This window comes from Mesorhizobium sp. NBSH29 (genome assembly GCF_015500055.1).
Classification (GTDB): Bacteria; Pseudomonadota; Alphaproteobacteria; order Rhizobiales; family Rhizobiaceae; genus Neomesorhizobium.
The window spans coordinates 2,114,861-2,141,031 of record NZ_CP045492.1 but is presented as its reverse complement, the minus strand read 5'-3'; the positions used below and the strand labels follow the sequence as shown (position 1 = coordinate 2,141,031).

25 protein-coding genes are annotated in these 26,171 nt (G+C 57.1%); 3 read left to right on the top strand and 22 right to left on the bottom strand.

The window, feature by feature from the left end; genetic code table 11:
* The 22 genes from GA830_RS10640 to GA830_RS10535 all read right to left on the bottom strand — a co-directional run bounded on the left by GA830_RS10640 (window position 1) and on the right by GA830_RS10535 (window position 22,824).
* Entirely contained in the window at window positions 1–2,277 is a 2,277-nt protein-coding gene (locus GA830_RS10640; protein ID WP_195161847.1) for a phage tail tape measure protein, read from the bottom strand.
* A gap of 279 nt (window positions 2,278–2,556) precedes the next feature.
* Window positions 2,557–2,955 carry a phage tail assembly protein gene (locus tag GA830_RS10635; protein ID WP_195161846.1) on the bottom strand — a complete coding sequence of 133 codons (399 nt, stop codon included), beginning with the start codon at window positions 2,953–2,955 and terminating at the stop codon, window positions 2,557–2,559.
* 37 nt (window positions 2,956–2,992) lie between these two features.
* On the bottom strand, window positions 2,993–3,502 hold the full coding sequence (locus tag GA830_RS10630) for a phage major tail tube protein (RefSeq protein ID WP_195161845.1): 510 nt from the start codon (window positions 3,500–3,502) through the stop codon (window positions 2,993–2,995).
* 56 nt (window positions 3,503–3,558) lie between these two features.
* Entirely contained in the window at window positions 3,559–5,022 is a 1,464-nt protein-coding gene (locus GA830_RS10625) for a phage tail sheath subtilisin-like domain-containing protein (RefSeq protein ID WP_195161844.1), read from the bottom strand.
* A gap of 145 nt (window positions 5,023–5,167) precedes the next feature.
* Window positions 5,168–5,797: a DUF4376 domain-containing protein gene (locus GA830_RS10620; RefSeq protein ID WP_195161843.1), complete on the bottom strand. Its 630-nt coding sequence runs from the start codon at window positions 5,795–5,797 to the stop codon at window positions 5,168–5,170.
* 12 nt (window positions 5,798–5,809) lie between these two features.
* Window positions 5,810–7,096: a hypothetical protein gene (locus GA830_RS19850; RefSeq protein ID WP_210330830.1), complete on the bottom strand. Its 1,287-nt coding sequence runs from the start codon at window positions 7,094–7,096 to the stop codon at window positions 5,810–5,812.
* A 2-nt stretch (window positions 7,097–7,098) separates the two neighbouring features.
* Complete coding sequence (locus GA830_RS10610) at window positions 7,099–10,428, bottom strand: DUF4815 domain-containing protein (protein WP_195161842.1); 3,330 nt, start codon at window positions 10,426–10,428, stop codon at window positions 7,099–7,101.
* A 7-nt stretch (window positions 10,429–10,435) separates the two neighbouring features.
* Window positions 10,436–10,921, bottom strand: a complete 486-nt coding sequence (locus GA830_RS10605) for a hypothetical protein (RefSeq protein WP_195161841.1) — start codon at window positions 10,919–10,921, stop codon at window positions 10,436–10,438.
* Window positions 10,922–10,924: 3 nt separating this feature from the next.
* Window positions 10,925–11,719: a phage tail protein gene (locus tag GA830_RS10600; protein ID WP_258045403.1), complete on the bottom strand. Its 795-nt coding sequence runs from the start codon at window positions 11,717–11,719 to the stop codon at window positions 10,925–10,927.
* On the bottom strand, window positions 11,719–12,573 hold the full coding sequence (locus GA830_RS10595) for a baseplate J/gp47 family protein (RefSeq protein ID WP_195161840.1): 855 nt from the start codon (window positions 12,571–12,573) through the stop codon (window positions 11,719–11,721). The genes GA830_RS10600 and GA830_RS10595 overlap by 1 nt, the downstream gene beginning before the upstream one ends.
* Window positions 12,573–12,974, bottom strand: coding sequence for a GPW/gp25 family protein (locus GA830_RS10590; RefSeq protein ID WP_210330829.1), 402 nt, complete (start codon window positions 12,972–12,974; stop codon window positions 12,573–12,575). The genes GA830_RS10595 and GA830_RS10590 overlap by 1 nt, the downstream gene beginning before the upstream one ends.
* Window positions 12,975–13,224: 250 nt before the next feature.
* Window positions 13,225–13,746: a phage baseplate assembly protein V gene (locus GA830_RS10585; RefSeq protein ID WP_195161839.1), complete on the bottom strand. Its 522-nt coding sequence runs from the start codon at window positions 13,744–13,746 to the stop codon at window positions 13,225–13,227.
* Entirely contained in the window at window positions 13,743–14,498 is a 756-nt protein-coding gene (locus GA830_RS10580) for a hypothetical protein (RefSeq protein WP_195161838.1), read from the bottom strand. The genes GA830_RS10585 and GA830_RS10580 overlap by 4 nt, the downstream gene beginning before the upstream one ends.
* Window positions 14,495–14,917, bottom strand: coding sequence for a hypothetical protein (locus tag GA830_RS10575; protein WP_195161837.1), 423 nt, complete (start codon window positions 14,915–14,917; stop codon window positions 14,495–14,497). The genes GA830_RS10580 and GA830_RS10575 overlap by 4 nt, the downstream gene beginning before the upstream one ends.
* 75 nt (window positions 14,918–14,992) lie before the next feature.
* On the bottom strand, window positions 14,993–15,322 hold the full coding sequence (locus GA830_RS10570; RefSeq protein WP_195161836.1) for a DUF2190 family protein: 330 nt from the start codon (window positions 15,320–15,322) through the stop codon (window positions 14,993–14,995).
* Between the two features lie 93 nt (window positions 15,323–15,415).
* Complete coding sequence (locus GA830_RS10565; RefSeq protein WP_195161835.1) at window positions 15,416–17,623, bottom strand: prohead protease/major capsid protein fusion protein; 2,208 nt, start codon at window positions 17,621–17,623, stop codon at window positions 15,416–15,418.
* Window positions 17,607–19,184 (bottom strand): phage portal protein, encoded by a 1,578-nt coding sequence (locus GA830_RS10560; protein WP_195161834.1) that lies wholly within the window; start codon window positions 19,182–19,184, stop codon window positions 17,607–17,609. Before GA830_RS10560 ends, GA830_RS10565 begins: the two co-directional genes overlap by 17 nt.
* A gap of 51 nt (window positions 19,185–19,235) precedes the next feature.
* Entirely contained in the window at window positions 19,236–19,451 is a 216-nt protein-coding gene (locus tag GA830_RS10555) for a phage head-tail joining protein (RefSeq protein ID WP_195161833.1), read from the bottom strand.
* Complete coding sequence (locus GA830_RS10550; RefSeq protein WP_258045668.1) at window positions 19,451–21,526, bottom strand: phage terminase large subunit family protein; 2,076 nt, start codon at window positions 21,524–21,526, stop codon at window positions 19,451–19,453. Before GA830_RS10550 ends, GA830_RS10555 begins: the two co-directional genes overlap by 1 nt.
* A complete protein-coding gene (locus tag GA830_RS10545; protein ID WP_195161832.1) occupies window positions 21,411–21,941 on the bottom strand; it encodes a hypothetical protein in 531 nt (176 codons plus the stop codon). Before GA830_RS10545 ends, GA830_RS10550 begins: the two co-directional genes overlap by 116 nt.
* Window positions 21,941–22,624, bottom strand: a complete 684-nt coding sequence (locus tag GA830_RS10540; protein ID WP_195161831.1) for a hypothetical protein — start codon at window positions 22,622–22,624, stop codon at window positions 21,941–21,943. The genes GA830_RS10545 and GA830_RS10540 overlap by 1 nt, the downstream gene beginning before the upstream one ends.
* 14 nt (window positions 22,625–22,638) lie before the next feature.
* Complete coding sequence (locus tag GA830_RS10535; RefSeq protein WP_195161830.1) at window positions 22,639–22,824, bottom strand: hypothetical protein; 186 nt, start codon at window positions 22,822–22,824, stop codon at window positions 22,639–22,641.
* A 1,994-nt stretch (window positions 22,825–24,818) separates the two neighbouring features.
* Here GA830_RS10535 and GA830_RS10530 point away from each other — a divergent pair.
* The 3 genes from GA830_RS10530 to GA830_RS10520 all read left to right on the top strand — a co-directional run bounded on the left by GA830_RS10530 (window position 24,819) and on the right by GA830_RS10520 (window position 26,078).
* A complete protein-coding gene (locus GA830_RS10530; protein WP_195161829.1) occupies window positions 24,819–25,394 on the top strand; it encodes a hypothetical protein in 576 nt (191 codons plus the stop codon).
* A 235-nt stretch (window positions 25,395–25,629) separates the two neighbouring features.
* Window positions 25,630–25,815 (top strand): hypothetical protein, encoded by a 186-nt coding sequence (locus GA830_RS10525; protein WP_195161828.1) that lies wholly within the window; start codon window positions 25,630–25,632, stop codon window positions 25,813–25,815.
* On the top strand, window positions 25,812–26,078 hold the full coding sequence (locus tag GA830_RS10520; RefSeq protein WP_195161827.1) for a hypothetical protein: 267 nt from the start codon (window positions 25,812–25,814) through the stop codon (window positions 26,076–26,078). The genes GA830_RS10525 and GA830_RS10520 overlap by 4 nt, the downstream gene beginning before the upstream one ends.
* Window positions 26,079–26,171 lie beyond the last annotated feature (93 nt).

Here is a 26,171-nt window from a genome sequence, read left to right as displayed (position 1 = left end):
TCAGACGACCGAGCGGCCGTCGATTGACGTCTGACGGGAGCGATCGAGCTGGCGGTCCATGATCGCCAGCACTTCTCTGGCGACGGCCTGCGGATCCCCGCCACTGATGTTGAACGTGATGTTCTGGTTGGCAGCCGTACTGTTGCTGTTTCCAGCCATCTGCCGGTTGGGAGTAATGCCGCCCGATCGTCCCGGAGAAAACAGTTCCGGACCTTCCTCTCCTACGAGGTAGGTCAGACCTGATTGAACCGGCCCGCCTTTGGCGCGAGGGCCACCGAACTTGAGGTCATTCTTCGGCACGTAGGAAGACCTGCTTCCAAGTGCGTCCATTCCCGACAGCATCTGGCGAAGCGCGCTTGCCCTGCCGATCGCCGCATTGATCGAGGACGTGTCAACAATCGGCGTGGCAGTAACGCTGAGAGTGTTCTTCGCCTCGGCCGCCAATGTCCGGACTTCGGATTCATAACCCGAGGTATCGACCTGATATCCAACTTCCCCCGGCTGAGGGGTGGGCTTCTCTGGTTTCCAAACATCGGGCATGAAGTGGTCGTACATCACATCACCCAGAGGGCGGTTCATCTCCTTATTGAAGTTGCCCCACCATTCCCTCATCGACTGAAGCTCACCTTTGAGCCTTTGAATCGAGCTCACAAGGTTGTTGATCGAGCTGGCCATCGACGCGCCGAACCATTCCCCGGTTGCGCCCATGCCTTCGCTGTCAGCCAAAGCAGTTTTGATGTTGCCCATCCAGGCCTGAATATTCGTGGCAAAGGTGCCCAAGGCTTCCAGCGCAGCGGGATCGAGGTTGTCCAGGAAACCGAGCTTGAAGCCATCACCGAAAGCGATCAGCGAGTCCCAGTTCTGATAAGCCAGATACCCAAGACCAGCGACTACCAAGGTCAGTGGATTGGCAAGCAGGGCCATCGATGCAGCCAGACCGGAGATCACCAATCCGAGTGGTGCCATGGCAGCAAGCGCCATGACACCGTAAGTGCCCATTTCGAGCATTTTAGGGTTGGCCTTCGACAGTTCGGTAACGAAGGACGTGAATTTGTCGATGAGGCTCGTAACGGTATTCAAGACCCCGGAATCAGCAAGTGTGATTGCAAAATTTTCGACGGCCGCCGACATCTCGAGAACGACGCCCACGATGCCTTTCGTCATGCGCCTTGCCATTTCGTCGGCGGTGCCCTCGGAGTGCGTGATCACGTCATCCACAACACCGTCGAGGTCGCTGTAAAGGATTGCCGCCAGGCGCGAGCCCATCCGCACATCGAAGATCTGAGCGATGTCGGTGATCGTGGCGCCCTTATCCTTCAGCACGCCAAGCAACTTGCGAAGATCAACGTCCTGAGCGCCAGCAGAGACTGCGTCGGTCAGCGCCTGGGAAACGTTATCCCGGACTGACTCGTCGCCGATCTGGCCAACGATCAGATCCGACAACTCCGCAACCATCCGCTCAGGGGCGCTGGCGAGGGCTTTGTCATTGAGTATGCCCTGAATCGACTTGGTGAGGTTGCTGACGTCGTAACCCTCGGCCAGCAGAGATCCCGTAATGGTCGAGGCGTCGATTTTATCCTTGTACCTGACAAAATCCTTCATGCTGATGCCGAGCCGAGTGAAGGCGGCAAGCATAGGCTTGGTGGGCTTGGCCATCCGGACGAGTGCCGAACGCAAAGCCACGCCCGCTTCAGATCCCTTGATACCGGCCTTGGCCAGTTCCATGGTCAGTGCAGTGACCTCCTCGATCGACATGCCGGCAACCGCGGCGAGCGGCGCTACATATCGGAACGTGTCGCCCATCAGTTGAATGTCAGTATTTGACTTGGTGGCGCCGTAGGCGAGAAGGTCATTGATCCTTTGCAAAGAAGCCTGGACCTGCTCGTAGGTCTTCATTGGCATCTTCATGGCGTACATGATGTTGGTCGAAATATCGGCAGCACGCTGTGTGTCGATATCGCCCGCCAATGCGAGCTGCAGCGAACCTTTAAGCGCGCCCATGGACTGCTCGTAGGTCAGGCCGGCGCGGAACAGTTCGCCTGCTGCCTCAATGATCCCCTTGTTGGTCTGCGGAAAGAACTTGTTGAGGGCCTGGGCCTCTTCCTCAAGTTTTTTCCTCTGGTCATCAGACAGAAGCCCGAAGGCCTCCATCCGATTTCCAGCCTTTTCATAGTCGTAAACGGCCTTGGCGGCGGCTCCTAAGCCGACAGCCAACGGAGCGGACACCGCTGCCATTTGCGAGGCGTGACGACGAAAGTTTCGGCCCATGTCTGCCATTGCGCGCGCCGGTGCGGTGAGCGCATTCACAGCCCGGTTAACGACACCAAGCGATCCAGCCACAGCCCTAGCAGGGCGCGAGACGTGATCGATCAAGCTCAGGATAAGGCTTGCTTGTCTAGTTGCTGCCGCCACGGGAGAACCCTTTCAACATATTTATGACTGACTGAGTGCCGTTTGTTTTCATGATGTCGGAGGCCACCGGAAACCAGGTTCCGACGAGCTCCTCAAAATCCATCTCGACAAGGTCAGTCAGGGCAAAGTGGAGGACGTGAGCGACTACTCCTGCGTAGCCAGGCCAGTCTCGGAAGTCTGCCCGCTCATTGCCTCCTGAAAGCGGGCGGGCATGAAATCCCGCGTCTCGAGCAAGACGTTGATAAAGTCCTCTCCATCCAGCTCCTGCGCAATCTCGACAGGGATTCCGGCGACGAGCGAGATAAGAGACGCGCCCTCATCGGCGCCCATCTGCATGAGCATCGAGAACTTTTTGAAGTCCTTACCTTTCAGCCGCTTGAACGCGAGCTGGCGATATTCAACGCCCTCCCATTCGAGGGGGTACTTCAGGTCATAGGTTTTTTCGGTTGTTGGAACGAGAAAGCGAGGGGCGGCTTTTTGAGCCGCCCCTTCTGGGATTTGGGTCTGAGGCTGCTTGATAGCCCGCGCAATTCGGTCGGTCATTTGATTGCCTTTCCTTTTTTTATGTTTGTGTAGAGGGCTAGTAACCGAGCGCCGCGTTGATGGCGGTCAGCTGGTTTATGCCATCAATGACTCGAACAGGCGGCCATGCTCCGACTTCGTGGATCAACTCGTCACCGACGTCGTAGCGGAAGTAGATAATGCCATTCATCAGGAACTCGATGCCGCTTTTCTCGCCGCGCTGCCAAGTGTCACGAGACCCCGCATTTGGTGCCCCTTCGATGACGCAGACGTGAGCCTGGATAAGGCCGGTGGCCTCACTGAGGACGGCGCCCCGGAAAGTAATCCGGGTCGTTTGGCCGGGCCCCTTGGCCATCGACTTCAGAATTGCGGGATTGTGGCCCGCCATCTTGACGGTTGCTTCCATGGCCTCGAGCGCGGCCATTGGCTGGTTAACGCCGAGGTCCATGCCGCCTCCCCGATATTCTTGGGTGACGGGCGTTGGGATTGGCAGTGTGACCTCTTCGGCATCGTAGCCGAAATCAGCACCCCCGATATACATAGTGAAACCCTGCAAAATGTGTCGCATGTCAGACGCTCCTTGGCTCCTGGATTGTGGGTTGGTTTATTGCCGCCTTGCCGAGGTCAGATGACCCGGCCGGACAGGCGCGCAATTTCACGGAGAGCGTCTTCAGCAAGCTCCTCGTAGTACCCCGTGTTTCGGTTGAAAACGAAGGTGATGTGCTCCATCGGCGCGGGCCCTTCCGCGTCGTAGGATATGTAGATGTGACCAGCCGCCCAGGTGAGCGGAGTGTTCAGGCCACGGTCCAACCACACCTTGCCGCCAAGGGTCGCCCCGAGGGCTTTCCAGCGACGAAGAGCTGCGTTGACGGTTTCGGCGATGTCGAGAAGAATCTGAACGCCAAACGGCTTGTCGATGAACGGTTCGTGGGCACGCTCGATCGACTCGATGATCGTGTCGTGTGCACGGCGCACTGACCAGAACAGCTTGAGGCTGTCGCCGGAAGGAACACGAGACCCCCACAGTTTGAACCCGCCCGATGGAGAGCGGACGATCGTGGCGACTGCGTTCTTGTTGAGGTATTGAGACTCTGCGGAAGGATCGTTGAGCGAATGCTCGACAACCCTGGAAGTGCCAACGATGCCCTCTACCACGTGGTTCGACGGCGAGTACCAGAAGCCTTCGTCATAATCGACGCGAGCCTGCAGTCCAGCGACGCGAGCGCTTGCTGGCTCGCTGACGATAGTGCCGTCGCGGGATACCTTCACAAAGGGATCCACAATCAGCATCCGGTCAGATGCAAAATCGTTGCGGTAGGCAACTGCAGCAGCGCTGGTCGTGTTAGGACCGTCGACGATGAAGCATGCCCGCAGTCGGTTGGCGAGGATTTTCAAAGCCACTGCCACCGGGTTTGCCACGGTGCCAAGTGTGACCGTAGCCGTAGCACCAGTACCGCCGCCGCCGGTCAGAACGACGGTCGGCGCCGCCCCATAATTGAGTCCTGGGTTGGTCACCACAATAGATGACACCACTCCTGTCTGGGAGTTGATGATCGCAACCGCTTCCGCACCGGAGCCTTCGTCGTCGACGGCGTTGGTGAAAGTGACGATAGGTGCTGTGGTGTAGCCGGTACCGCCCGCTCCAACCGCGATCGACAGAACGCCATCGGTTGGCTTGATCGAGGTGAAGCCCGGCGCGATGAGGAGCTTGGGCTTGAGGCCAAGCTCTGACTGCGCATCACGTAGGGCATTCATGCCCGTCTTGGTCAGGCTGTTGCCCATGACGTTGGCCATCGTCTCAGAGATAGTCGCTCCTTCGGCGACACGGACTCCGACAATGGTTTGCGATGCGCGCGTTGCCTGGTCAAAAATTCCCTTGATGTGGTCGGGACCAGTGCCATTGTCTCCTAGACCACCGGGGAAACCCATGTAGCCGTGGATGGCGACGCATTTGTTCAGAGGCCAGAGGCTGGCGTCGGCGTCTGGCGCAGTGAAGACCATGCCGATGATACCAGTGTCGATGGCCTCTACCGGACGAGGGCCTGAGTTGCTCTCGATCGTTTCGATACCGTGCAGGTAAATATCCATTTGCTGATTTCCCTTTTGTGTCTTTCTCAACCTTGCCCAAGGGTCAGCGAAGGGCACAAAAAAACCCGCTACAAGCGGGGTTTTTCTTGTTCATCGGCGTTAGCGGGATAGACCTTGGGGGCCTCGCGGGAGGATCCCCCAATATCTATTCCGTAGGTGGCGCAAGCGCGATATCGAACGCAGTATCAATCTGCTCGACAGTGGTAATGTCGTTTGTGGCTATCTGGCCCATAATCTCAGCCTCCGCCGAAAAACAGGTGCTAATGTGATTTAACACAGCATTGCTGATCGCGATGATGGCAGAGGCGTTCAGTTGAATAAACTCTCCGCCTGCCGCTTTCCATTGTGTGGTGAAGTTTGGATCAGCATCGGCGGCCACACGTGCACCAAGAACTTTGGTCTGGCTTTGCGCGTCGGTTGCGATCGTTGCCCCCGCGAATGATAGACCGCCGGTTTCGATTTCCCACCTCCGCTTCGCCGTATAATCGTGGAGATCGATAACCACTGGCACCGCAGGAAGCACATCGTTTGGATCGATCGCATCCCATACCCTTTTCCCGAAATCCGTTTCATCCGCAGCAGACGCGGAATAAGGCAGCCACCCATACTCGGGGTGGTTGACTTCGCAGTCTACCATGCCGTCCCTGGAGTGCGTGGCGTTTCGGTACTCTACAGGGAGCAGCTCCTCGGGGATTATCGGAGTGAACGGCGGCTCCACATAAGCGGGCGGGAATGTCAGCTCCTCGGGAGGGGTCTCTATTGGTTCTTCTGGCATGACGATGATCCTTTAAACGTAGCGAACGTAGAGCGTAGGTGTCGAGACGTTTCCGGTCACGCCAATGTTAACCCACGCGCCTGCTTGCGCAGGGTTCAGGCTAGTGCCTATGACAGTGATGCTACGTCCCACACTAACACCCGATTGCGTAACGCAGTAAATAATACCCCCGACACCTCCGTCCCGAAGTTGTACGCCAAGATCATTGGGAAATAGACTGGTAGTCATGGCCCCACCCTGCGGGTAGCCATCGACGTTTATGAGTATCCTTGACCCACTCCACCCAAGATAAACGGTGTTCGAGCCCATACCTGATTGCCCACCCTGCCGGACGGGTGTGAAGCCTAGCGAGCGTTGCAGGTAATAAACTATGTTATCATCTGCCTTGCGGAAATAGGGATTAGCGGCGTTGTTGCTGGCAAAGCCCGCGTGGGTGATACTGTCCCTGATAATCCTACCCCCAAGGCCACTGTCCACCTCCGCCTTGGTGTAAGTCTCGGCCTTGGCGTAGACCTCGGCCTTCGTGTACACGTCCTTAGCCAAGGACACGGCGTTACCGTTGAACGTGAAGGTCGTCGTCGTTATGTTGACGATGTCTGCGTCACCTATCCGAAACTTATGAGAACCGTTCGAATTGTAGTTGAGCGTGCCGCCCGTTACGCTGAAACCATAGGTGCTTCCGAAGAGCGCTATGTGCTTCGTCATGTCGCTCTGCAGCGTAGCAGCGGTGTTGCCAAAGCTGATGCCCGCACTGAATGTCTTCGCTGCGGCTATGGTCTGGATTGCATCGGTTGAAACGAACTCAGCGCTTGTCTTGCCGTCCAGCAGGTCAGCGTCTAGGCCGGATCCAACACCGTCGACTGTCTTGAGCTTCGCAAGAATATCAGCGGCGGTGTAGGTCGACGCATTGAGTTTCTGGCCAAGCGCGTTGGTCATCGTAGTAGCGAAGTTCGGGTCGTTGCCAAGAGCTGTGGCCAACTCATTCAGCGTGTCTAGCGCTGCGGGCGACGATGCGACGAGGGCTGCGATAGCATTGGCAATAGCCGTATCGGCTGCCGCCTTCGTGTAGGAATCCGTAATGCCGTATCCGGCCAGCGTGCTCGGCTTTCCGGTGATGTTATTGAAGGAGTGGGTATGCCCGTTGAAGGAGGTGATCAACGCAGCCAACAACACATCAATCGTTTTCGTCTGGGCATCAGCCGCAACGATCGCCTGGTCGATCTTGTCGATTTCAGCTCGCTGCAAACCGGTTTTGTCGGGCCGCGGCCAGCTGTAGTTTGATGTGTTGGGGAGAGCCATGATCAGATTTCCGTTGTTATCATGCGCAGTTTGGACAGCTCAGGACGTGCCGCCGGCGTCCCGGTGAGCGTGATCTTGGTTCTGGCATCAAGAGGCGCGTAAGGCGTGCGCTGGTAGGTCTGTTCGACCAAGCCGTCGCCGAGCGGCGTCGCTGCAAGAACCGAGGCAGCAACGTAGCTGCCTGGAACACCAATCGAGACCGCTACAGTGGACCCCGACGGCAGGAAGGCATCGAACGTTACCGTCACCCGCTCCGCATCGTCAGCCGTCACAGAGCGCGTGACATAGTCGGCAGTCGCCGCAATTTCGCCCTCGATGATCTGGACGCCCGGGAACAGGAACGGCGTGAGTTTGGCCGTCCCCCTAAGCTTTGCAGCAACCTGAATGGTTTCGTTCTGGATATAGGTGTCCAGCCTGATGCGCTGCTCGGGTGATGCAGTAATGATCTCCCCATTCGGCCGAGTCATCGTGATTTCTATGCTGGCCTGACTCTCCGGATATTCGACGCCGGCGGACACAATGATGTCCGACATTTTGGTTGCGGTGAAGGCACCGATCGCCACGGTGCGCTCGGCAGGAGAGAAGAGGCAGCCGATCAGCTGGAAGACAAGATCGATGTCATTGTGCACCGTCCATGTTTGGGCATTGGACGATGACAAAAGCACGCCGACCACGAAGGGCTGCTCGGAGACGATCGCGTTGTTCTGATCGATCTTGCCGAGGCCCGCCACAGCAAGCGAATGGTTGGCGTCATCTGTCAGAACGACAAAGGCATAGGCCCTACCGGGTTCCAGGTAGAGCGGCGTGGTGAAGCGCGCCGTGAAAAAACCGCCCGCCACCAATGCGGTGCCGGGCACAAAAGCTTCGGCCAGCACTTCACTTGTCGGCAGTCCCACTTCGACAGTGCGGATCTGCACCGCGACAGAATTCGACGACAGCCCCTTGGTCTTGCACTTGAGGCGGATCGCAGTCACGCACCGGCCTTCGGTTAGCATGAACGTCTGCGCGAGCGGGTCTTTGTCGCTCGAACTGCCGCCGCCGCCAGTATCCTCCGACCAACCCCGGGCGATGTTCTGGACCTGGTTAATGTTGTTGATCGTATTGTTGACCACGGTCGTTTGGTTGATGACCTGTGTGACCTGTGTCACCGGCCGCGGCAACTCCTCGATGGTGCCGTTAAGCGCCGTCGCGATGCGGTATTCTTCGACAGTAATGGTCCCGCTGGCGACGTAGGTCGACCTCGCTCTCGTGCCGACGCTTCCCACAAAGGCAACCACCTTCGTTCCCTGGCGAATATTGGCGGGAATGGTGAAAACACCGGTGATGACGCCGTCGGCATTTGCCGACGTCAGGCCGGAAGTTACGGCGACCACGCCGTCGAACAAGACCGACGTGATCGTTTCAGCTTCGATGAAGCCTTCAAGCCGGAAGTTGACGTTGCGTGTCCGCACGAATTCGGCCGCCACATTGGTCGATCGGATCAGCTCGATCCGGCTTTCCAGCGAGACCGACGTGATTGTGTTGTTGTTGCCGTTGGCACCCCGGTCAGGTGGATCAAACGTCGCAGTTTCCGCCGAAGGCCAAACTGTCTGCTTGTCCGTCCATATGTCGATCGAAGGCTCGAGCGACGCGCGACCGGGCATTGGCGTGAATGTCTGATAGGGGTTGATTTTCATTTCGCCAGTTTCACGCAACTGAGAAATGACCACTTCGTCGGTGAACGCGAGCGTCTGGACCGATGTCAGCGCAGGAAATTCATGAACCCGGCCAGCGACAGGAAGGCGGAGGAACCCACCGAATGACGCTGCGGTCTGTGCAATACCCTGGTCGCGAAGATCATCGTCTAAAAACGGGTCGACAAACACTCCGCGCTTGGCTGCAACTTCCCGGCTGGAGACGTCCGACTTCAGGCGCTCCTGCGCGATCAGGTCGTAAATGTCCAGTAGAGCCTCACGCATGTTGGTGATCTCTGAATAAGGTACATTGCGGACGGCAGACTGAACCACGTCAGGGGCGATGCCCCATTTGTTGTTGATGCGCGCAAGCTCAAGCTGTGTCGAAGGCACGACGGGTGGCTGCGGGCGCGAGATAGCGGCGACCCCCTTCAAATAAAGAACAGCCCCCGACATATCCATCGCCACGACATCGATGCGCGGCAGCTTGTAGGTATAGTCGACCAGGATGTTGGATGGATTGACAGCGCCTACCACAGTGATGCTTTCGCGGGTGACCGCGGTTGGCATGACGTTTTCGTAATAGCGATAGTCGACCTGATACGTCGAGCCTGGGGATGGCTCAGCGCCAGCTGGTGACCAGTCGATTTGCCCCTGAGAAAGAAGCCAGCTTCCAGGAGAAGTGTAGGTCGTGCCGCCCTGCTTGACCGAGACTATGCTTTCAACCGACGAATGCAGAAGCGCATCCGTCACGCCTGAAAAAGCGCCATGGGTGACTGTCTCGGTCACCCGCTTGACGATTGTCACTTCGGAGACGACGGCGATCGGCGATTTGGAGAGTGTGAAGGTTTGAGTTCCACCGGTTGCTGCGGTCCAGGCATGTGGCTCTGCTGAAACAGAACGCAGATTGGGCTCCTCGGGCACATTGAAGCGCATGTTTTGCGCGCGCGGAATCCGGCGACCGTTCACATAGGCTACGCCTTCTGAAATGGTGAATTGCTGATCGCCGTCACCATTCAAACCAACGCCGGCTACCATGCAGCCGGAGTTAACGAACGAGCCATTACTTTCCCGGCTGTAGTTGGAAATCGCGTTGTAGATCTCGGAGTAGTCGATGTTGCTTTCGTTGGTGAGGATCGCACCATTACGCATCGAATAGACAGGGATGACCGGCGCTTCCACGAGATCTGCCGAATGGCCCCATGACACCACCATGCGCACGCGAGCGGCTCCGGGTTCCATGAAGGCTTCGGTTCCTGAAATCTGCCCGCGAAGGGTGACATCGGAAATATGGTTTTCCAGCGTTTCGCTAACACGCACACCGATCGACACGTCGCCGGCAACGTCCAGAACGAATATCGACTCCTGAACGTCATGGACGTGCCCAGCAATATAGATCGCAGAAGCCGGCAGCCGTACTGAAACTTTGGTTTCGTCGCCTTCAATTTCGGCGACGACAGGATCGGCACCGCTAACTCGGCGGCCGTCCTGTAAAATGTACTCTGAAACGCGGCGCTGCTGATCCTGCAGCATGGACTGAACTTCGTTCATCTCGTCCGACTGAAGGAATTGTACAGCATCCGGGAACGCGAGCGCGAACCGCTTCTGGTCCCGCTCAAAGCGGTCGGAATAGCCAGGGCGCTTGATAATGCTGCTCATTGCAAACTCACAAAGTCAGGATGAAGGAAAAGCCTTGTTCGATGGTGCCGTCACGCACAATCGAGTTGTAGCGGTCGAGATGGACGAGCTTGCCGTAGGCGACGACGTCCGCACCGGGCACGTAGAATTGGCCGGCGGGGACGGCACCGCCCAAAACAGTGCCGTGGTACAGCCCACATTCCCGCAGGGTTGAAGGGACTGCATCTGGAAGGTCGAGTTTGAACCAAAGGTAGAGGTATCGAGTTGGAGTCGGGCTGACAGTAAACTGCGACCCGTCTGCCATTGTTATTTCGCCTGTCTCGCTCGGCGACGCATAATCTATCTGGCGGAGGCGGGTTACACCCACCTTGTCCACAAGGTCGGTTGCACCTGGCGAAGGTGGAATAAGATTGGTGTCCCAAGCGGGGTCACCCTTTCCGAGGGCCAAGAAGAAGGTTTGATTGATAAGAAGCGAGGCGATAACTTCTCGTCCGCCAACGGTAAAGACAGCCATCGATCAGTTTCCTGTTTGCACATATGGGTTGGGAACGCCGAAAGGTTCGTCGTTGAACGGCGCATTGTTGAATGGAACGGAGACCGGGTCGGACCAATCGAAAGGTCTCGTCCCGAGAGAGCTGGGGAATCCGGATTTCTGTTCGGTCGCGGCCGCTGCGTCGGTGAGGTAGACGTGCCGTACCGATTTCTTGGCAGCAAGAGAAAGCTCGTAGATTTCGTTTTCCGGTGCCGGTGCCATGTGATGATAACGGAATGAAAGGACCGGCTCGTCCTCGGCACGGCGCATCCCCGACCAGGAGTTTAAAAGATTGGCGTTCAAGCGGCCTGCGTTCAGACGAAGTGCACGAATGTCGTACCCGGCAGTGATGCGTGCAAACTCGGAACGAAGCGGCTTCGACGCTTTACCAAGAGTTATCATCGGAGTGACAAACGACGACGAGCGACGAGCGTCTGGCATGTGGACCTGAAACCACCACCATTTGAAACGGGTGACTGGATTTTCCTCGATTACCCCGTCGCTGTTGATCCAGCGAAGTGCCATGTGAATGGAGGCCGGAGTTCCCCGGATACGCTGCCACGCAACACCGGCTCGAAGAATCTCTTCCGTTACAAAGTCTTCGATTTCAGCCAACCCGTATTCGACTATCAGGTGCGGAATGACGGCAGGCGATGGATTGAACTTAAAACCTCGGACGTGATCGGCACCCATCGCAAGTTCCGGCGACCGGTCTATTGCCTCGGAAACTGCCCTATCAATTGGTGTCGCGTTGAGGGGGAGTAAATGTGTCCGAGTCATCAGAACGCCCTGCCCATATAGGTGAGCGTGATTGTTCCGATGGCGATTGCCTTCTCGTTGCTGGCCACGACCGCCGTTGACGGTGATGTGATCACCACCCGTTTCACCCCGGGCACGTGAATCCTCGATTGAGCCCACGAGAGGTCAAGGTCAAAGCCGATGCCGGTTTCCGCATTCCAGGCGTTGCGAAGAAGCGCTTCAAGCCCCTCAAAGACCGAATAGGGCGCATCAGGAAGCAGCCATACGTTGGCTTCGATGTTTACGGTCTGGCCAACTGCAGCCTCAACCACAATCGCATCATTCACAAGGCGAACGGAGTCCGACTTCACTTCCGTCTCCACGGCGGCCAGCATAGCCTGGTCGGGGATACCCCCATCCAAGGAAGATAGAACCGCCACATGGATGATAGGGAGAAACGCCTCCCGATAGACTGCGACATCGCGAATGCGCGTGTCTGCGCGCCGCGCAGCGGCTTCGTACCAAAACTCTGACCCTCCCGGCGACCGGGCCCGTATGGCGAGGATGGTTCTGTTGCGCAAAGCAGTGTCGATCTCGTTCGGCAACCGTTCGACGTCGTAGAAGCCAGCAAGATGATCAAGGTCAGAGCCCGCAGCAAATATTACCAAGTTAGCCTTGGCCGCATCGTTAATGCGAGCTCGAAGGACAGTCTCTCGAGCCGCAGCAACCTCAAGGACGATCTTCACTGGGTCTACCTCGAGGCCGCCGACATCGTAGGAAACGCCGGCCGTCAGAAACCGCTCGGTCACGTCTGCGGTGAGAGCTGAAATGATAGCCTCGGTGTCGATCGTCTCTATGATTTCAGGGCTTGGGAGCAGAGCTAGGTCCAATGACATCAGAATGCAGCTCCAACCGGAATGTTGATGGCACGGTCCCTGAGAGGCAGGGTAAAGTCGCCCAGGTGGCCATTGGGGTAATAATCGCCCCGAACGTTGATAAGGATCGTCCCGTCTGCCGAGGGCGCTAAGGCAACGCTCGTGAGGAGAAAGCGCGGCTCTCCGAGCTGCGCACCGTCGCGGACCCGCGGTTCCAATGACTCAGCGACCGCCATGTAGAGGTCAACTATAGTGTCGATCGTTTGCGGCTTGTCGATCAGGTCAGTCACCGTGGACCCAAAGTTGCGGCGGTGCAGACGTTCTCCAATCTCAGTCGTTAAAATGACCTCGATCGATTGGAGAACGTGGTCCCATCCAACGAGCGGCATCCAGGTGGAGCGATCAATCCCCACACTGCTCATGGTCTAATCTCTCGATTTCGACTTGCCTACGGCGACCTCTTCCGAGGAAGCCGTTCGTGTTGAAGCTTTGGCGCGGTCGCTCCGAGGGGAAGTCTTTACACCCTCCACGATCTGTCCGCTCAGCAGCAAGTACGTTGCCGCCTTTGGCGTCATTGATATCGGATCGCCCTCTTTCCTGTATGTGCCTCCAACCCACCCGGCGGCCGCAGCAATGTAGCTTTTCTCGGTCATATTAAAGTTCCCTTCCGTTTCAGCCGCTTGGTATTCCGGTCAATGCGACACCCGGCATCACGCCGAGATGCTTGTGTGTTGAGCCAATATTTTTCCCGTCGTGGACAACGTTGCCACCTGTTACCGTCAAGCCCGCACTCGTTATCTCAACGACCACGCCGCCTGCGGTAATGGTCACCCCGCTTCCGGTTTGTTTGATCGAGACGCCATCTATCTGGACAAGCTTTTCGGCCCCTTTGTCGTGCGGCTGTGGGAACTGGTCTGTGTACCCTCCCGGCAAAATGAGCCCTCTCCCAGGCTCGCCAGTTGGTGAGATCAGCAAAACCCTTTCGTCCTTCGTCACTGGAGTCCATTCCCGAATGGCTCCCGACCGCTGCAGCCATGGGATTTTCTTTGAGATAACACCTTGGGCGTCGACCTTGGCCATGCCTTCGTTTTCATAGACTTCAGTAACAACAGCCTCTCTGAGGAAGTTGTTCTGGCGACGGTCCAGCTGATTGACGATCGCCTCGAGCTGGTTGATCCGATCAATGAAACTCATAGCGGTGAGCCGTTTTGATTTAGAAATACAACCGGTGTTCCAAGCGTCACCACTGGACCAGCTTGATAGCCGAGGAGGCCTGCGGCCGCTGACGGCCAGCCCATCGACCGCATCATTTGTTCGCTCGCGGTAAGCGAACTCGCGTCAGTGTAGAGGGAGCGGATCGCTGGAACGCGATCGCCAAAATCATTGTGCATTTCGAGTTCGTCGAGAAATGCAGCAACCGCAGGCACCATGGTTCCGTTCGTGGGGCCGCGAGTGACTTTTGATTCAACGGTGATCTGGCGCGCCGCCAGCTTCGTGCCACCCTCAATGGTGGCGCCGCGCCGGCTTATGACCCCGACATAGGAATTCATCAAATGGCGAAAGCAATCTGCGGCCGGGTTCAGGGCTTTAAATGCGTTGGCAATCTGGAGCTCAAAGATGTCCAGCGACGTCTCGAGCTCACTGTCTGTGTTTGGGTGGTTCACAGTGAACCCACCGTCAGTCTCAGTCACCTGGGCGATAAGGAGCTCGAAGGTCACCGTCAAAAGGCGGTCCTTTTTCATCGACGTGTGATGGTCCCAATGGTCTCGGTCATAGTCGGTGTAGACTACGCAAACCGGGAACATCACGTCCTCTTTGAAGTCCTCGACTGGCTCAATGCGGGAGTCGAATATTTTGTCGCCTGCCAGCGTCGGGTACGGCGCCTGCATAAAATTGTTGAGCGCTGATACAGCCGCGAGGCGCACCACCAACCGATCAGGATTCATGCCTGGCTTCCTATGTGAACGAGTCGGATAGACATGCGAGCCATGCCGTCACGAAGGACGGACACTACTTCGAACCTTGGAAGGTCAGGCTTCTCCGTAAATTCGATGATATCGCCCTGTTTCGGCTCCCCGGCGCTGAGCGGAAAGTATTTTCTGGCTACCGACAGAAGCGGCTCCCGTCCCGTTTGCAAGGCCCGCAGGTCGTTTGCTTCGCGGTAGCTTTTTCTGACGCCGAGCTCGATGCCGTAGGCTGCGTCGACGTAATCAAAAACGCCTTTAGCTTCAATGACCTCTCGAGAGGTGTCGGGAACACCCCGGCCATTTGGGGTGTGCAGCATGGGGGTCAAGATGAACGGGGTCTGGTTGATCGTGTCGATCGTGTTGCTTGCCATTTGGTCAAGCCTGTCGAAAACGCTCATAGAACCCTGATCCTTCCATGACAAAGGGGTCGCGACGTCGCGCGACCCCTTGGTTTATCTTCCTAGTGACTGCTCTCAGTAGGATTCGTTGAACCGGACAATCCCCTTCGTTGAAGGATTGGAGGCTGCTTCGGCAGCGACGCCGCAAGCCGTAGCAGAGGTTGCCACGCTGCTGATTAAGCCGGAGGCGGTGACGCGGTAGAGCTTCTGCCCGACGGTCCACGCCTGAGCTTCGACTTTATCCACCTCGTATACGCCGCCAATATTGAGTTGCACGGTTTCGCCAATCGCTGTCGTATTCGCTGAGATGCCGACAATATCCCCGAAGGCGAGGCACTGGCCTGCTACAACGTTTGCAGTGGCAACGAACGGCATGACCTTGCCGGGCTGAATGAAGTTTTTCATTGGTTCGATTCCTGGTTAAAAATTGGGGAAAAGACAGGAAACGCCGGGCTTGATAGCCCGGCGTCGTTGGTCTCGGATCAGTGCCCGAGCCTATCAGGTCGGAGCGAGGCCGGGGTTCTTGTAAGCGAAGCGGTAGTCGGTCAGACCCGCACCGAAGTCGTGGCGGATCTTGTACTCAATGCCGTCGACTTCGAAGCCGACCCGCTCGTCAAAGAACGGAGCTTCCTGTCCCGACAGGAACGCATGTTGCAAACCGCGACCGTTGGTCTGCTGCGGGGATGCAAAGAGCAGCCAGGCATATTGGCTGATTTCATCGATCCGTGGCTCGTAGACCACGGTCAATGACTTGATGAACTCCGGCGTCGCGCTGGTGAGCTGGTTCGCGATGAACTGGCTCTTGATCAGCTCAACAGCGCTGATTTCAAGCTCCGAACCTACAAACAAATAGGTTGGGGTGAGATTGATCAGCTCTCCGTCGATGTCCGTCTGCTTGCGGAAGGCCAAACGCGCCGCTTTGAGCGATGCGACGCCGAGGGCGGCTGCCGTCCCAAGGTTTCCGTGGTCCGCATGGAACAGGCCCTTGTTGTCCTTCAGCTTGGCGTTGCTGATGATCACGCCCCAAGTAATGTCGCCTTCAAGCTTCGCAGCCTTCGATCCCCACGCTGCGATCGCTTTTGTGAAGGCGTTGAGCTGATCATTGATCAGCATCTGACGTGAGAAGCCGATCGTGCGTCCGTAGGTGTCAATCTTGAACGCTTCCTGACTTTCTTTCATCGTTCCGGCTTTGAACTCACCGTTTTCCCCCACAGGGAGCAGGTCAGGGGCAGAGCCAAGTTCAAGGGTTTTGAGCTCACGGAAGTCAGGCACCACGTTGCGGCTGGAAATCAAGCCGAACGTATTCGCATAACCCTCGTAGCCCGAAAGCATGGTGGCCCGAGTGACTTCGCCCATGATGATCGGGAAGTCCGAGGTCGAATGGAACGCACGCTGCGCGATCTCATTTACACTACCGCGAGCACTCTCGCCCTGCGCGCGAAGGAGGTCCTTGGCAATGTCCATCGACGTCATGCCGCGCCACTCGCGGGCCGCGTCTGTCAGCTTGTCGGCAGGGATGATGCCGCAGCGGTGCAGCATAGCGTTGACCACTGCCGCCCGACGGGTGCTGCGTTCATCCTGGCCGCCTCGCGGGACAGCGACACCAGAGATCTGGCCGTCATCCGACCGCTCTGCGAGAATGTCGAGAACCTTTCGGCCGAAATCGACGGCATCAGTACCGTCGGAGACAGCCTTCGAAACGATCGCAGCATCGATGCCATGGCGGGCGCCTAGAGCTTGCACATCGGCGATGCGCGTGCGCTCGATCGATACCGCATTACGAGCGGCTGTATCATCTGCGGTTGCGGCACCTGCCGCAGCAGCAGCGGCGGACGCTGCAGCGGACGAAGCAGCAGCCGCGCGAGCAGCTTCGGTTTCACCGGCCAGACGGCGGGTTTCTGTTTCCTGAGCCGAGCGCTGTGCGCTCTCTGCAGCCTCCTGGGCCTCGATGGCGGCAAGAAGCCGGACGCGCAGTGCATCGTCCGTCTCGTCTGAGGCACGTACGATGCTGTAGCCCATTGCAAAGGCATTAAGCTGGTCGCCGACGTATTTCTTCGCGGCTTCGCGCTTGGTCATAGGTAACTCCTTTATTGATGCCACGCGAAGCGCGTCGGCGGTTTCATTTGCAGTAGTTGGGTGTTCGCCGTTCCGGATAACGACGTCATAAGTTTCGCCATTCTCAGACCGAGAATGAGCGCCGGAATCTGCGGGAACAGGCACCGCAGATAGTTCCATGGGCTCCCAATCGATGGCACGAAGGATAGGCAACGAGTTCGAATCGCCTTCCCTCTTTTCATAAGCGTGGGTTTTGTAACCGACGCTAACCGGGAACGAGTGACCGTCACGAAGATCTTGAAACAACTCCTCAGCCCGAGGCTTCCTGGAGAGTTTAATCTTTGCGTAAGCCTTGCCGGCTTCGATTCTGACAGAGCCTGGAACGACGGTGCCGAGGCGGCTTTCCATCGAGTAGTGGCTATGGGAATCGAGGAGTGACATTCCGGCAGCGAAACGATCCAAGCGGATCGCCTTCGGATCCATGGAAAGCTCTTCCATGTAGTAGCCTTCGTCCCACGAGTAGCGCTTCACCTGCGCGCCTGCGGCCCAAACGATCTCAACCGTCCTGTCACCTTCGTTGAAGGTGTCGGCACGGACCTCGACGGTGCTGAACCCGTTTTGGATCCGGACCGTATTAGCTCTTTTTGCCATCGGGTTTTCCTTGTTTCTTTAACTTCCCGCTTTTTGCAGCGGGGGTGTCCGGAGACGTTTCACCACCGCCGTCCTTATCGTCAGTGCCGGAAGCTTCGAACTGGATCTGACCATTCATGGAGACGTTCCGGGGGTCGGTATCGAGTATGAGACCAGCCGCATCGATGGCCGTGTTCCACTCGATGTTCTCCTTGATAACGTCGCTGGCAACTCGACCGCGAGACCCGATAACCTCTGGCATTGACCGGAAGCCGGCGCGTACCTCGAGGATATCCGCCTTGGCATCCTCTACCGGATTGATCGCCGCGTGAGCGGGAGGTGACCAGTTAACCGGGACAGGAGTGTCCTTGGGGATGGCGTTCATCAGCCAGAGAGATTCAATGAACCACTCCCAGATTGGCTGACAGAAGAGCGGGATAATCATGTGGTATTGCACATGCTCGACGAAGCGCCGGTACTGCATCATACCCATGCGGTTCGACGAGTAGTTTGCCTGGCTGAGATCGCCGGTCACCAATTCGTAGGGGATGCGCGCTCCCGATGCCAACCGGCGTAGCTGCACCCGAATGTAGGACTCGATGCCCGCCGAAATCGCTGGATTGTTGAACTTGATATCTCGGCCGCCGTGCATGTAAGCGAACATACCGGGTTCAAACCGTTCGATGGGAAAACCATCTGCATCGGTTATGCCCGTCGCTGCCCCCGATTCATCGATACCGATAGGCGCATCTTCGTCCTCGCCGGGGATCACGACACCGACCATGCAGGCTTCGAGTTTCTTGCGGATAAGTTCCGCCTGATTGTAGTCGTCGAGATCCTTCATCGACACCATGATTGGTGCCAACCAAGGAGCGCCCCGCGCCTGCTGGCGCTGCATTTCGTACAGATGGGCGATATCCTCTGCGGGAAATCGCTTACTCTCACGTCCGAGTTTTGCGTTTTGCACGGAAGCACCAGGATGCTGCTGGAACAACCAGTAGCCCTTGCGCGACCCATCCTTATTCATTTCGACGCCGTTGACGATGATGCCGGAACCAGAAGCCACGTTTTTTGCAGAGTCGAGGTATTCAGCTTCCAGGATGCGGATGCGCAGAGGGGATATCTGGTCCTCTGGTTTGCTGGATGCGACAGGCTGGTCTGACTTTATGTAAAGGCGGCGGGCAAGAACGTCGCCACCCTCGACCATTTCCCGGCACGCCAGATACTGCATGCCATAGAAGTCACCGACACCTTCGATGCTGGCCCTCCGCGACCAATTGTCGAACATCTTATTGATCTTCGCGTCGAGATCCGGGCTTCCCGTATTCGCGCGAGGGACGATCCCAGTACCAATGATGTTATCGGCGTGCGCAGCTACGATTTTGGTCGCATAAGGATTGTTTCGCACCAGGTCGCGGGAGCGCTCGAGCAGGATTGCCCCAGCCTTCGAAAGCTCAGCGTCGGCAGCTGTTTTGCTTGTGCCCCAACCTGCGGTGCGGCGCGAGCGTGATGCGCCATCGTAAGCGCGAGCGCTTTCGATGAGGTCAATTTGCTTTCGGTACGAAGCCCGTTTTGCCCCCATCTGGGGCGAAACGGCAGCGATCAGGCGTTCGAATATGTTCGCCATCTTCGCTTAGAGCCCCGAACTGAACGACGCTACGGAGGTGCGACGACGCTTTGCGGGCGATATCTCTGCCTCTAACGACTCGATGGCGATCTTCATTTCTTCGTCAGTCCGGTACGTTACGTCACGCTCACGGAACTTGATCCGCTTTGCGCCGCTGTAACGAGCGATCCTGAGATCACGGAGCATCGTTTTCTTTTCATCAACTGTCAGTTCGTCGGCCATCACCAGATGCTTTCGCGCTTGAGATAGCCCTCCCTTCGCTTTTTGCGGCGCTGGACTGGCTGATCGGTTTCAGGTTCTCGGTCGAGGGGTCGATACCTCTCGGCAGGATCGGGCCGTGAGGCGCGCGTTGGCGCTTGCGGGATGGCGCTCCGGATAGCCCTCAGATTGAGGATCATGGCCGCAGCCAGCTGCATCGCCTCTGTGTCGAGGAAGTGGTTTTCCTTGGCACGCTGCACCCATCGGACAGCACCGGAAGGTGTTTTAACGCGAGCTTCCGAGACGATCTGCATGCAGTAATCGTCGGAGAGGTCTGTTGGCAGATACCAACCTCCGGCTGCCCCTTCGGGCCACTTGACCTTTTGATGAACAAGCGATTTGAAATAATCGACGTCGAGCCGGAGAAGATCGAGACCTTTTTTGAATTCCTTGCCGTCGATCTTAACATCGATTTTCGAGACGATCACCGGCTTGCGCATGGCCGTCGACGTGCCCTTGGTAGCGCGAGTGGTATGTGGGAAACGCCGGCAGAATTCATAGACGCGGTGTTGAGGGACAACCTCTTTCTTGCCAGGGCGAAAACCAGAGTCGATCAACGTCAATTTTATAGGGACGCCGTCGTAGGTCGACGACATCAGATTTGCCAGATCATCCCAAATCGCTTTGCCGTCGGTCTCCCCATGAAGCTCGCCAGCGTCGACCAGCCAAGACGTTGCTTCGGCACCCCAACCGCGGATGGTGTAAATCAGACGAGACTTTTGAACGTCGACCGTCATTACCAAGACTTTTACGCCGTCTGGCACCTCGCCGAGCCGGTAGGGTTCGTCGAGGACATCACGTAGCCGGGCGACTTCCTGCCACTCAGGAACATCGCCATCACCCGGTGCGTAAAGCTCGCCGAAGTCACCGTTCATCACGGTTTGGATCGTTGCGTGATCCCTTGTCCTTACGGCTTCAACATATTTTGCCGCCCGATCGCCCCATGTTTTGAATGGGCTGGCCAATCCCGATGCCCAATATGAAAGGGTCCAGGATTCAGGAGGGGATCCCTGAACTATACCGGCATTGTTGACCGTCTGACCGGGGGAGACGTAAACACCCTTCGCATTCATGTCGGCCTTGTCGTCATCCTCTATCACGCAGCCGTTGCGCGGGCACACCAGATGCGCAGTTCTCCGCGCCATTGATGCTGTCGACGGCAACTCCTTGCCGGTGTGAGGATCAATTTCTTTATCCCACGCGAGGCACTTGAAGCGCGGAATGAAATATTCGTTGCAATGGGGACAGGGCCAGGCCCAATGGTAGCGAGTGCCAGAGAGCCAGAGCCGCCATATTGCGGACTCGACCTCCTCTTGATCTACGTCGGCCCAGAACTCGAGACCGCTTTCCTCATCGACTGCCACTTCGCTTGGCCCCTTACCCGGTGTCGATACGATCGCGTGTACGAAGTCAGCGTAGGTGTCGCCGCGAAGGTCTATCAGTTCAATCGGGTTTCCGGCCTTCTTAACGTCCTTCACCAGTTCGTCTGCTTCGTCGGTGATGGCCAAGCCAAACGGGTCCGACTTTAGTGCGGCAGATGAACCCGCATGGGCCAATCGGAGCGGGACACCGGAAATAAATTTCCGTGTTTTTGACATTTTCTTGCCGCGAGAAACCTTGCGCATGAGGGACGGTGCCTCGTCGAGCAGCGCCATGACGCGCGGCTCGAATTGCTCCCGAACCATCTGCTGCGTAGGCCCAACGTACAACAGCGGGACCGGTGCCTGGTCCAACCTAGAACCGATAATATCAAGCAGCGCCTCAGATTTCCCTGACTGAGCAGAAAGAACTTGGACAACCCTTTTGTGCGTGCGGCCGTGCACCGCTCTGGAAAATGCGATCGTATATGGCGTTAACTCGGGCTTGCGAGGGCCAGGTATGCCCGACGTGGCCGGATAGACGCGGTTCTTACGAGCCCAATCGTCAGGCGTTGTCCTCGGAGAGGGTCTCTGAAGAGTCGATGCCCGTACGAACAGTTTTCGCCAATTCTCCGAAGCGGTCTGAAAGACGGAGCCTTTCTTCGTCGCAGATGGCTTCAAAGCGCTGTCGTTCACGTGGAACCCTTGTCATTCGCGCCGGCAAACCGGAGATCGATTCGAGAAATATCCCAACCAGCTTTTCAGTGACGGCCATTGCATCGTCGAGTGGGATCAGGTCGCGCTCTTGCCTTGCGATTTTGATCGAAATCTCGTGGGCGCGCTGGTCGCGCAGCGCATCGGCAGAAGTCGATTGGCTTTGGCGCTCGATGCTCGCCGTCTTGTGCCGAATAAACGACTGGACAGACTCGCTGAATTGGAACTTGCCCCGGCCATCGGCGCGAATAAGCACGCCTTCTTCCGCAAGCTTTCCGATCCACTGAATGGTGACCCCCAGGTGGATCGCCATCTCTGTGCGGTTGACAACGGGCGCAATATTGCCGGTGCGCGCTGTCTCGGCTTTTGTTTTTTTGGCCATCAGAACTTTATCAGCTTTTCCATCCGCTTCATGACCTTATCTTCGAGCAGCTTCGGCCCTACGCGGTAGAAAGTGGACAGCGCTTGGTCCTTGACCAACTCTTTCCGGAGAGCGGGGCCAAACAGGCGCCGGATCTTGCCGTATCGCTGTGAGGATTTCCCGAACCGACCGCCCGCCCCGCGAGGCTGGCTCTTCTTGGCGCCAAACGTCCAGAGCATCTTGGGTGCCTTGGTGCTCGTCCCACCTGGCAGCATCGCGAAGTAGCCGCCATTGGTGGCGAACGACCTCTTGAAGGTTCTGGGTGAGTTCCAGACGCTCGATTTAACGAACCCTGCGTCGCTGTTCGAACGGCCAGTGTTCATCTTGCCAGCGGCTGATCCGCCAGGGGAGAGGGCTCTCAGACCCTTGTACTCTTCAACTCGCTGACCGCCTTTGAGCGCGTAGATTTCGAACGCCAGCTCTGCGCGGCGGGGTGTGCCCCGCGTGTTCTGTGCGGTGAAGCCATATTTCTTCATGGCCATCTGGTTGTGGACGGATCGCTGGACTTGGGTCTTGGTTTTTCTGCCAGCGTCAACCACGCCTCGGAAAGCCTCGGTTTGCCAATGCTTGTTTCCAAGCAGCTTCGCTCTTTCCTGGAACGACAGAATTAATTTGATGTTCTGCTTCCGGATAACGACGCGCATGTGCTTGGCATCCTTTAGCCGGCGATGTCCTCGATGATATCGCTGAAGTCGTCGGCGATCCGCTTTGTCTTGGAGACCGTATAGGCCTCCTCCCTGTCGGTCAGCTCACCGCCGAAGGTGACAGCGTCGACAGCCAGGGAGACTGGCAGCGTGGCAATGTTAGCGGTGAGCCTCAGCCCTTTGCTGATAACATCGAACATCAAAGTCACTCCTGCGATCTGGTTCCGCACAAGCTGGCCTACAATCCGTTTGGGGGTCAACCGGGGGTGCCTCTTGGGCGCAGTCATCCGGTATGGGTTCTGCATTGACCGCAAAACTCGATTTTTGTCAACTGCGCGCAAGTTCAATCTACCAACTTGTAACAAGGGAAAGAGGGGGGGATTCTCCCCCCCTCTCCTCTTTCAGCCTAGATAACTCCGCGCGCGAGGGGTTTGTCCGAGCCTCGTCCGAGTTTCGTCCGAGATTTTGCTGCAGGCTTGGCGGCGCTTTCAGTTCGAATAGGTGCATGCCCCCGCAGGCCCGGAAACACTCGGTTTTATGCGCCCAAGGGGCCATCTGGCAGTGCATCCGATGATCGCTCTGTCCGAGTTTTGAGGCTGTTTGTCCGAGCCTCGTCCGAGCCTCGTCCGAAAAATCGATAAAAACGGCGATCGGGCAGGCCTCCTGGACGGGGTGGCTTTTGCGTGCCGGCGAAGTTTATTTTTGGAAATCCCATTTTCCACAGCAAAATTTCTTTTTCAGAGTGAGGATCGCCCCTCAGATTTGACGTGGGGAGGGGGAAATGGGTGCGAAGTCACGCGGTGATTCGCCCGCTCCCACATCGATCTCGCCCCGTTTCATGTGTGTTTTGGTCAATTCGAGAGCGATCTGGTCGAATAAAACTGAAACTGCGAACTATTTTGGCCCAGAAACGCTTAAATCCTGCGCTGCGCCCTGCCCGCGGTGGGGGGTGCCGGGGGGGAAGGACCCACACCGGGGGGGGGAGGGCGGCGGCGGGCGCGCTTGGTGGCGGCACAATGGGCGGCACAACCAAGCGACAGGCGCACGCCAGCATTTCGAGCACTAAGGCGAGGCGGCGAGCGGGGTTGCTTGGTTTGTTTCTCTCGCAGGCAATGGCGAAGCGGCTGCCATGCATGGGTACGCTATCAGGCGGCGAGGGGTTATCGCCGCTGCCAGTGGCAAGCCGCTGGCGAGAGGGCGAGAGGCGAGAGGGCGAGGCGAGAGGGCGAGGCGAGAGGGCGAGAGGGCGAGAGGCGAGAGGGCGAGGCGAGATGCCTTCAAACCTGCAGCAAGGCGGCAAGGCTTTGCTTTGGTCCTTTCATTTCCGCGAATCCGCATTGCCGCAACGCCGGGCTTCAAAAATCAGTGGCTAATCAAAATCGGGGTATGACACGGCTTTTTTTGACAAGGGGTGAACCTGGTCTGCCCCTTGTAGGGCGGGGTAAAGCCTGCAAAACCGCTGATTTCCGGCATTCTTCACTTTATAACGGTTATTTTGCGTTATAGGGGTTTACATAACGGAAATTGGCCGATATAGCTTTAATCACGGTTTGAAACCGGGCGGCAAGGTTTGCCGGGTTCTTTGAAATTCAGAAACGGAATTTACCGCCAACCCTTTGGCCGGTGTATCGAACAACGTTGCGCAAGCGGCAAGTTTCGACGATTGGTCAAACTGGATGGAAACGGATTTCCGCTTTCGTAATAGGTGCTAGATCAGCGGAAGGATTGACAACCTTTCCAGTCTAGCGGGCGCTGCGATAGCGCCGACTTTTTGAAAATATCGCTTATCCAAGGTAAGCCGCACGAAGCGATTTTTGGGCACTGTCTGAAAACAACCGCACAAGCTGAAAGGCGAGGAAATCCAGAACGGATTTAAGACTGCAGGAATGCAATCTTTCCCTAAGAGTAAAAGCAAACGGGAATTAGTGGACTGGCTCGACGGATAAAGGAACGGAAAAAATGCGCTGTAAATTCAGCCCCGCTCAGCCTAGCCCCTCGCAAGTGCGAGATGTTTCAAGAAAGCACAATCAAAGAAATTCAAATCGCCAATTATGGCAAAAAGGAAATGAAGCCGGCGGCAATCGTCGTCGCCGGCTTTTTCGTTGTGAGCGGAAAACGGTTTCAATGGAAAAACCGCTTTCCGCTCACAACCGAGCACAACCCCGCCAATCATGGCAAATAAAGGAAACTGAAAATGACCAATTTTGCAATCTTGACCGGCAAAACCCTCGCAGCCCGTATCGCCGGCTTTGGCAAAGTATCTGCAACCTATGCCAAGGCAACGCATCAGCTTGCATATTCGGCGTTGAATCACGTTGAGCTACACCATGACGCCAAATATATGAACGCGCTTTTCAACGCCACGCCTGCAAACTATCGCAACGCCTTGGTGAAATGGGCGGTTGCATTCGGCAAGGTCGCCTTTGACCCAAAAGCCGGCGCGGGCTTCACCTATGCCAAAGCCAAGGTTTCCGATATGCCGGGCGCCATGAAAATATCGCCCGCTGATTTTGTGAAGGACTCCACCAAGTCGACCGCCGAATTCGACGAAATGAAGCGCTTGGAATCCATGATTAAGCTATTCCGCGAAAAAGGCGCTTCTAAAAAGATGGTGAAGGCGCTCGAAGGCGTGCAGCGCATGTTTACCGGCGAGACAGCCGCACCGGTCAACGTTGTTGCAGCGACAACCGTGATAAAGGCGCGCAAGGCAAAGGCGGCTGCTACAGCCCCAAAGGCTGCAAAGGTCGAAAAGGTCGCCGCTGCCGCCTAACCTGTTATTCCCAAATCCATCAAGCCACCCCGTATACTCGGGGTGGCTTTTTCACGTGAACCTCTGAAGCCGCTACCGCCCTCGCCGCGCGTAGCGCCTTCACGGCTTCACGCCGAATGCAGACGCCTAGCAACCCATTATGCCGCCCGCCAATCGCCGGAAGGCCAGCGAAATGACCTAGCCCGCTAGGCGTCTGCAACCCTCGCCAATCATGGCAAAAATGGAGATCTGACAAATGCCCCGCATGGAATCCGTCTATCAGCAACCCGCACCGCCACTGCATCATCCCGGTTATATGACCGCGCGGCAAGCGCAGCGGGAGGCCTTCGTCGATGAAATCGCCCGCGATTGCGCCGAATTCGACGCGCTACGCGCACGCCTCGCGACAGCTCGCGTGCTCGAATCCGGTTGGTGCACATGAACCGCCGCCACGCGCTCGCCGCGCTGGCCCTCGCAATGCTGGCCACGTCGACTTTCACGCGACCAGTCCGCGCGGAACCTGCCCCGACGTTCACCTTGGCGCAAATCGCTGAGGATACGTATTTCGACATCCTCCACTTCACGATGCAGGACATCAAGACAGTCATTGCCCGCCAAATGACGGAAGCGGCCTGCATCCATGCTACCCGCTACCTCAACGCGTGGGGCAGCTTCACCGCCTGCATTCCGGAGTCCGCCCTGTAACCCGCTGACGGGACCAACGGCGAAGCGCATCCCGTCCCCGAAACGGCGCTTTGCCCCTTCCTTCCCCGCCTCCAGCCAAGTGAGACCCTTCCC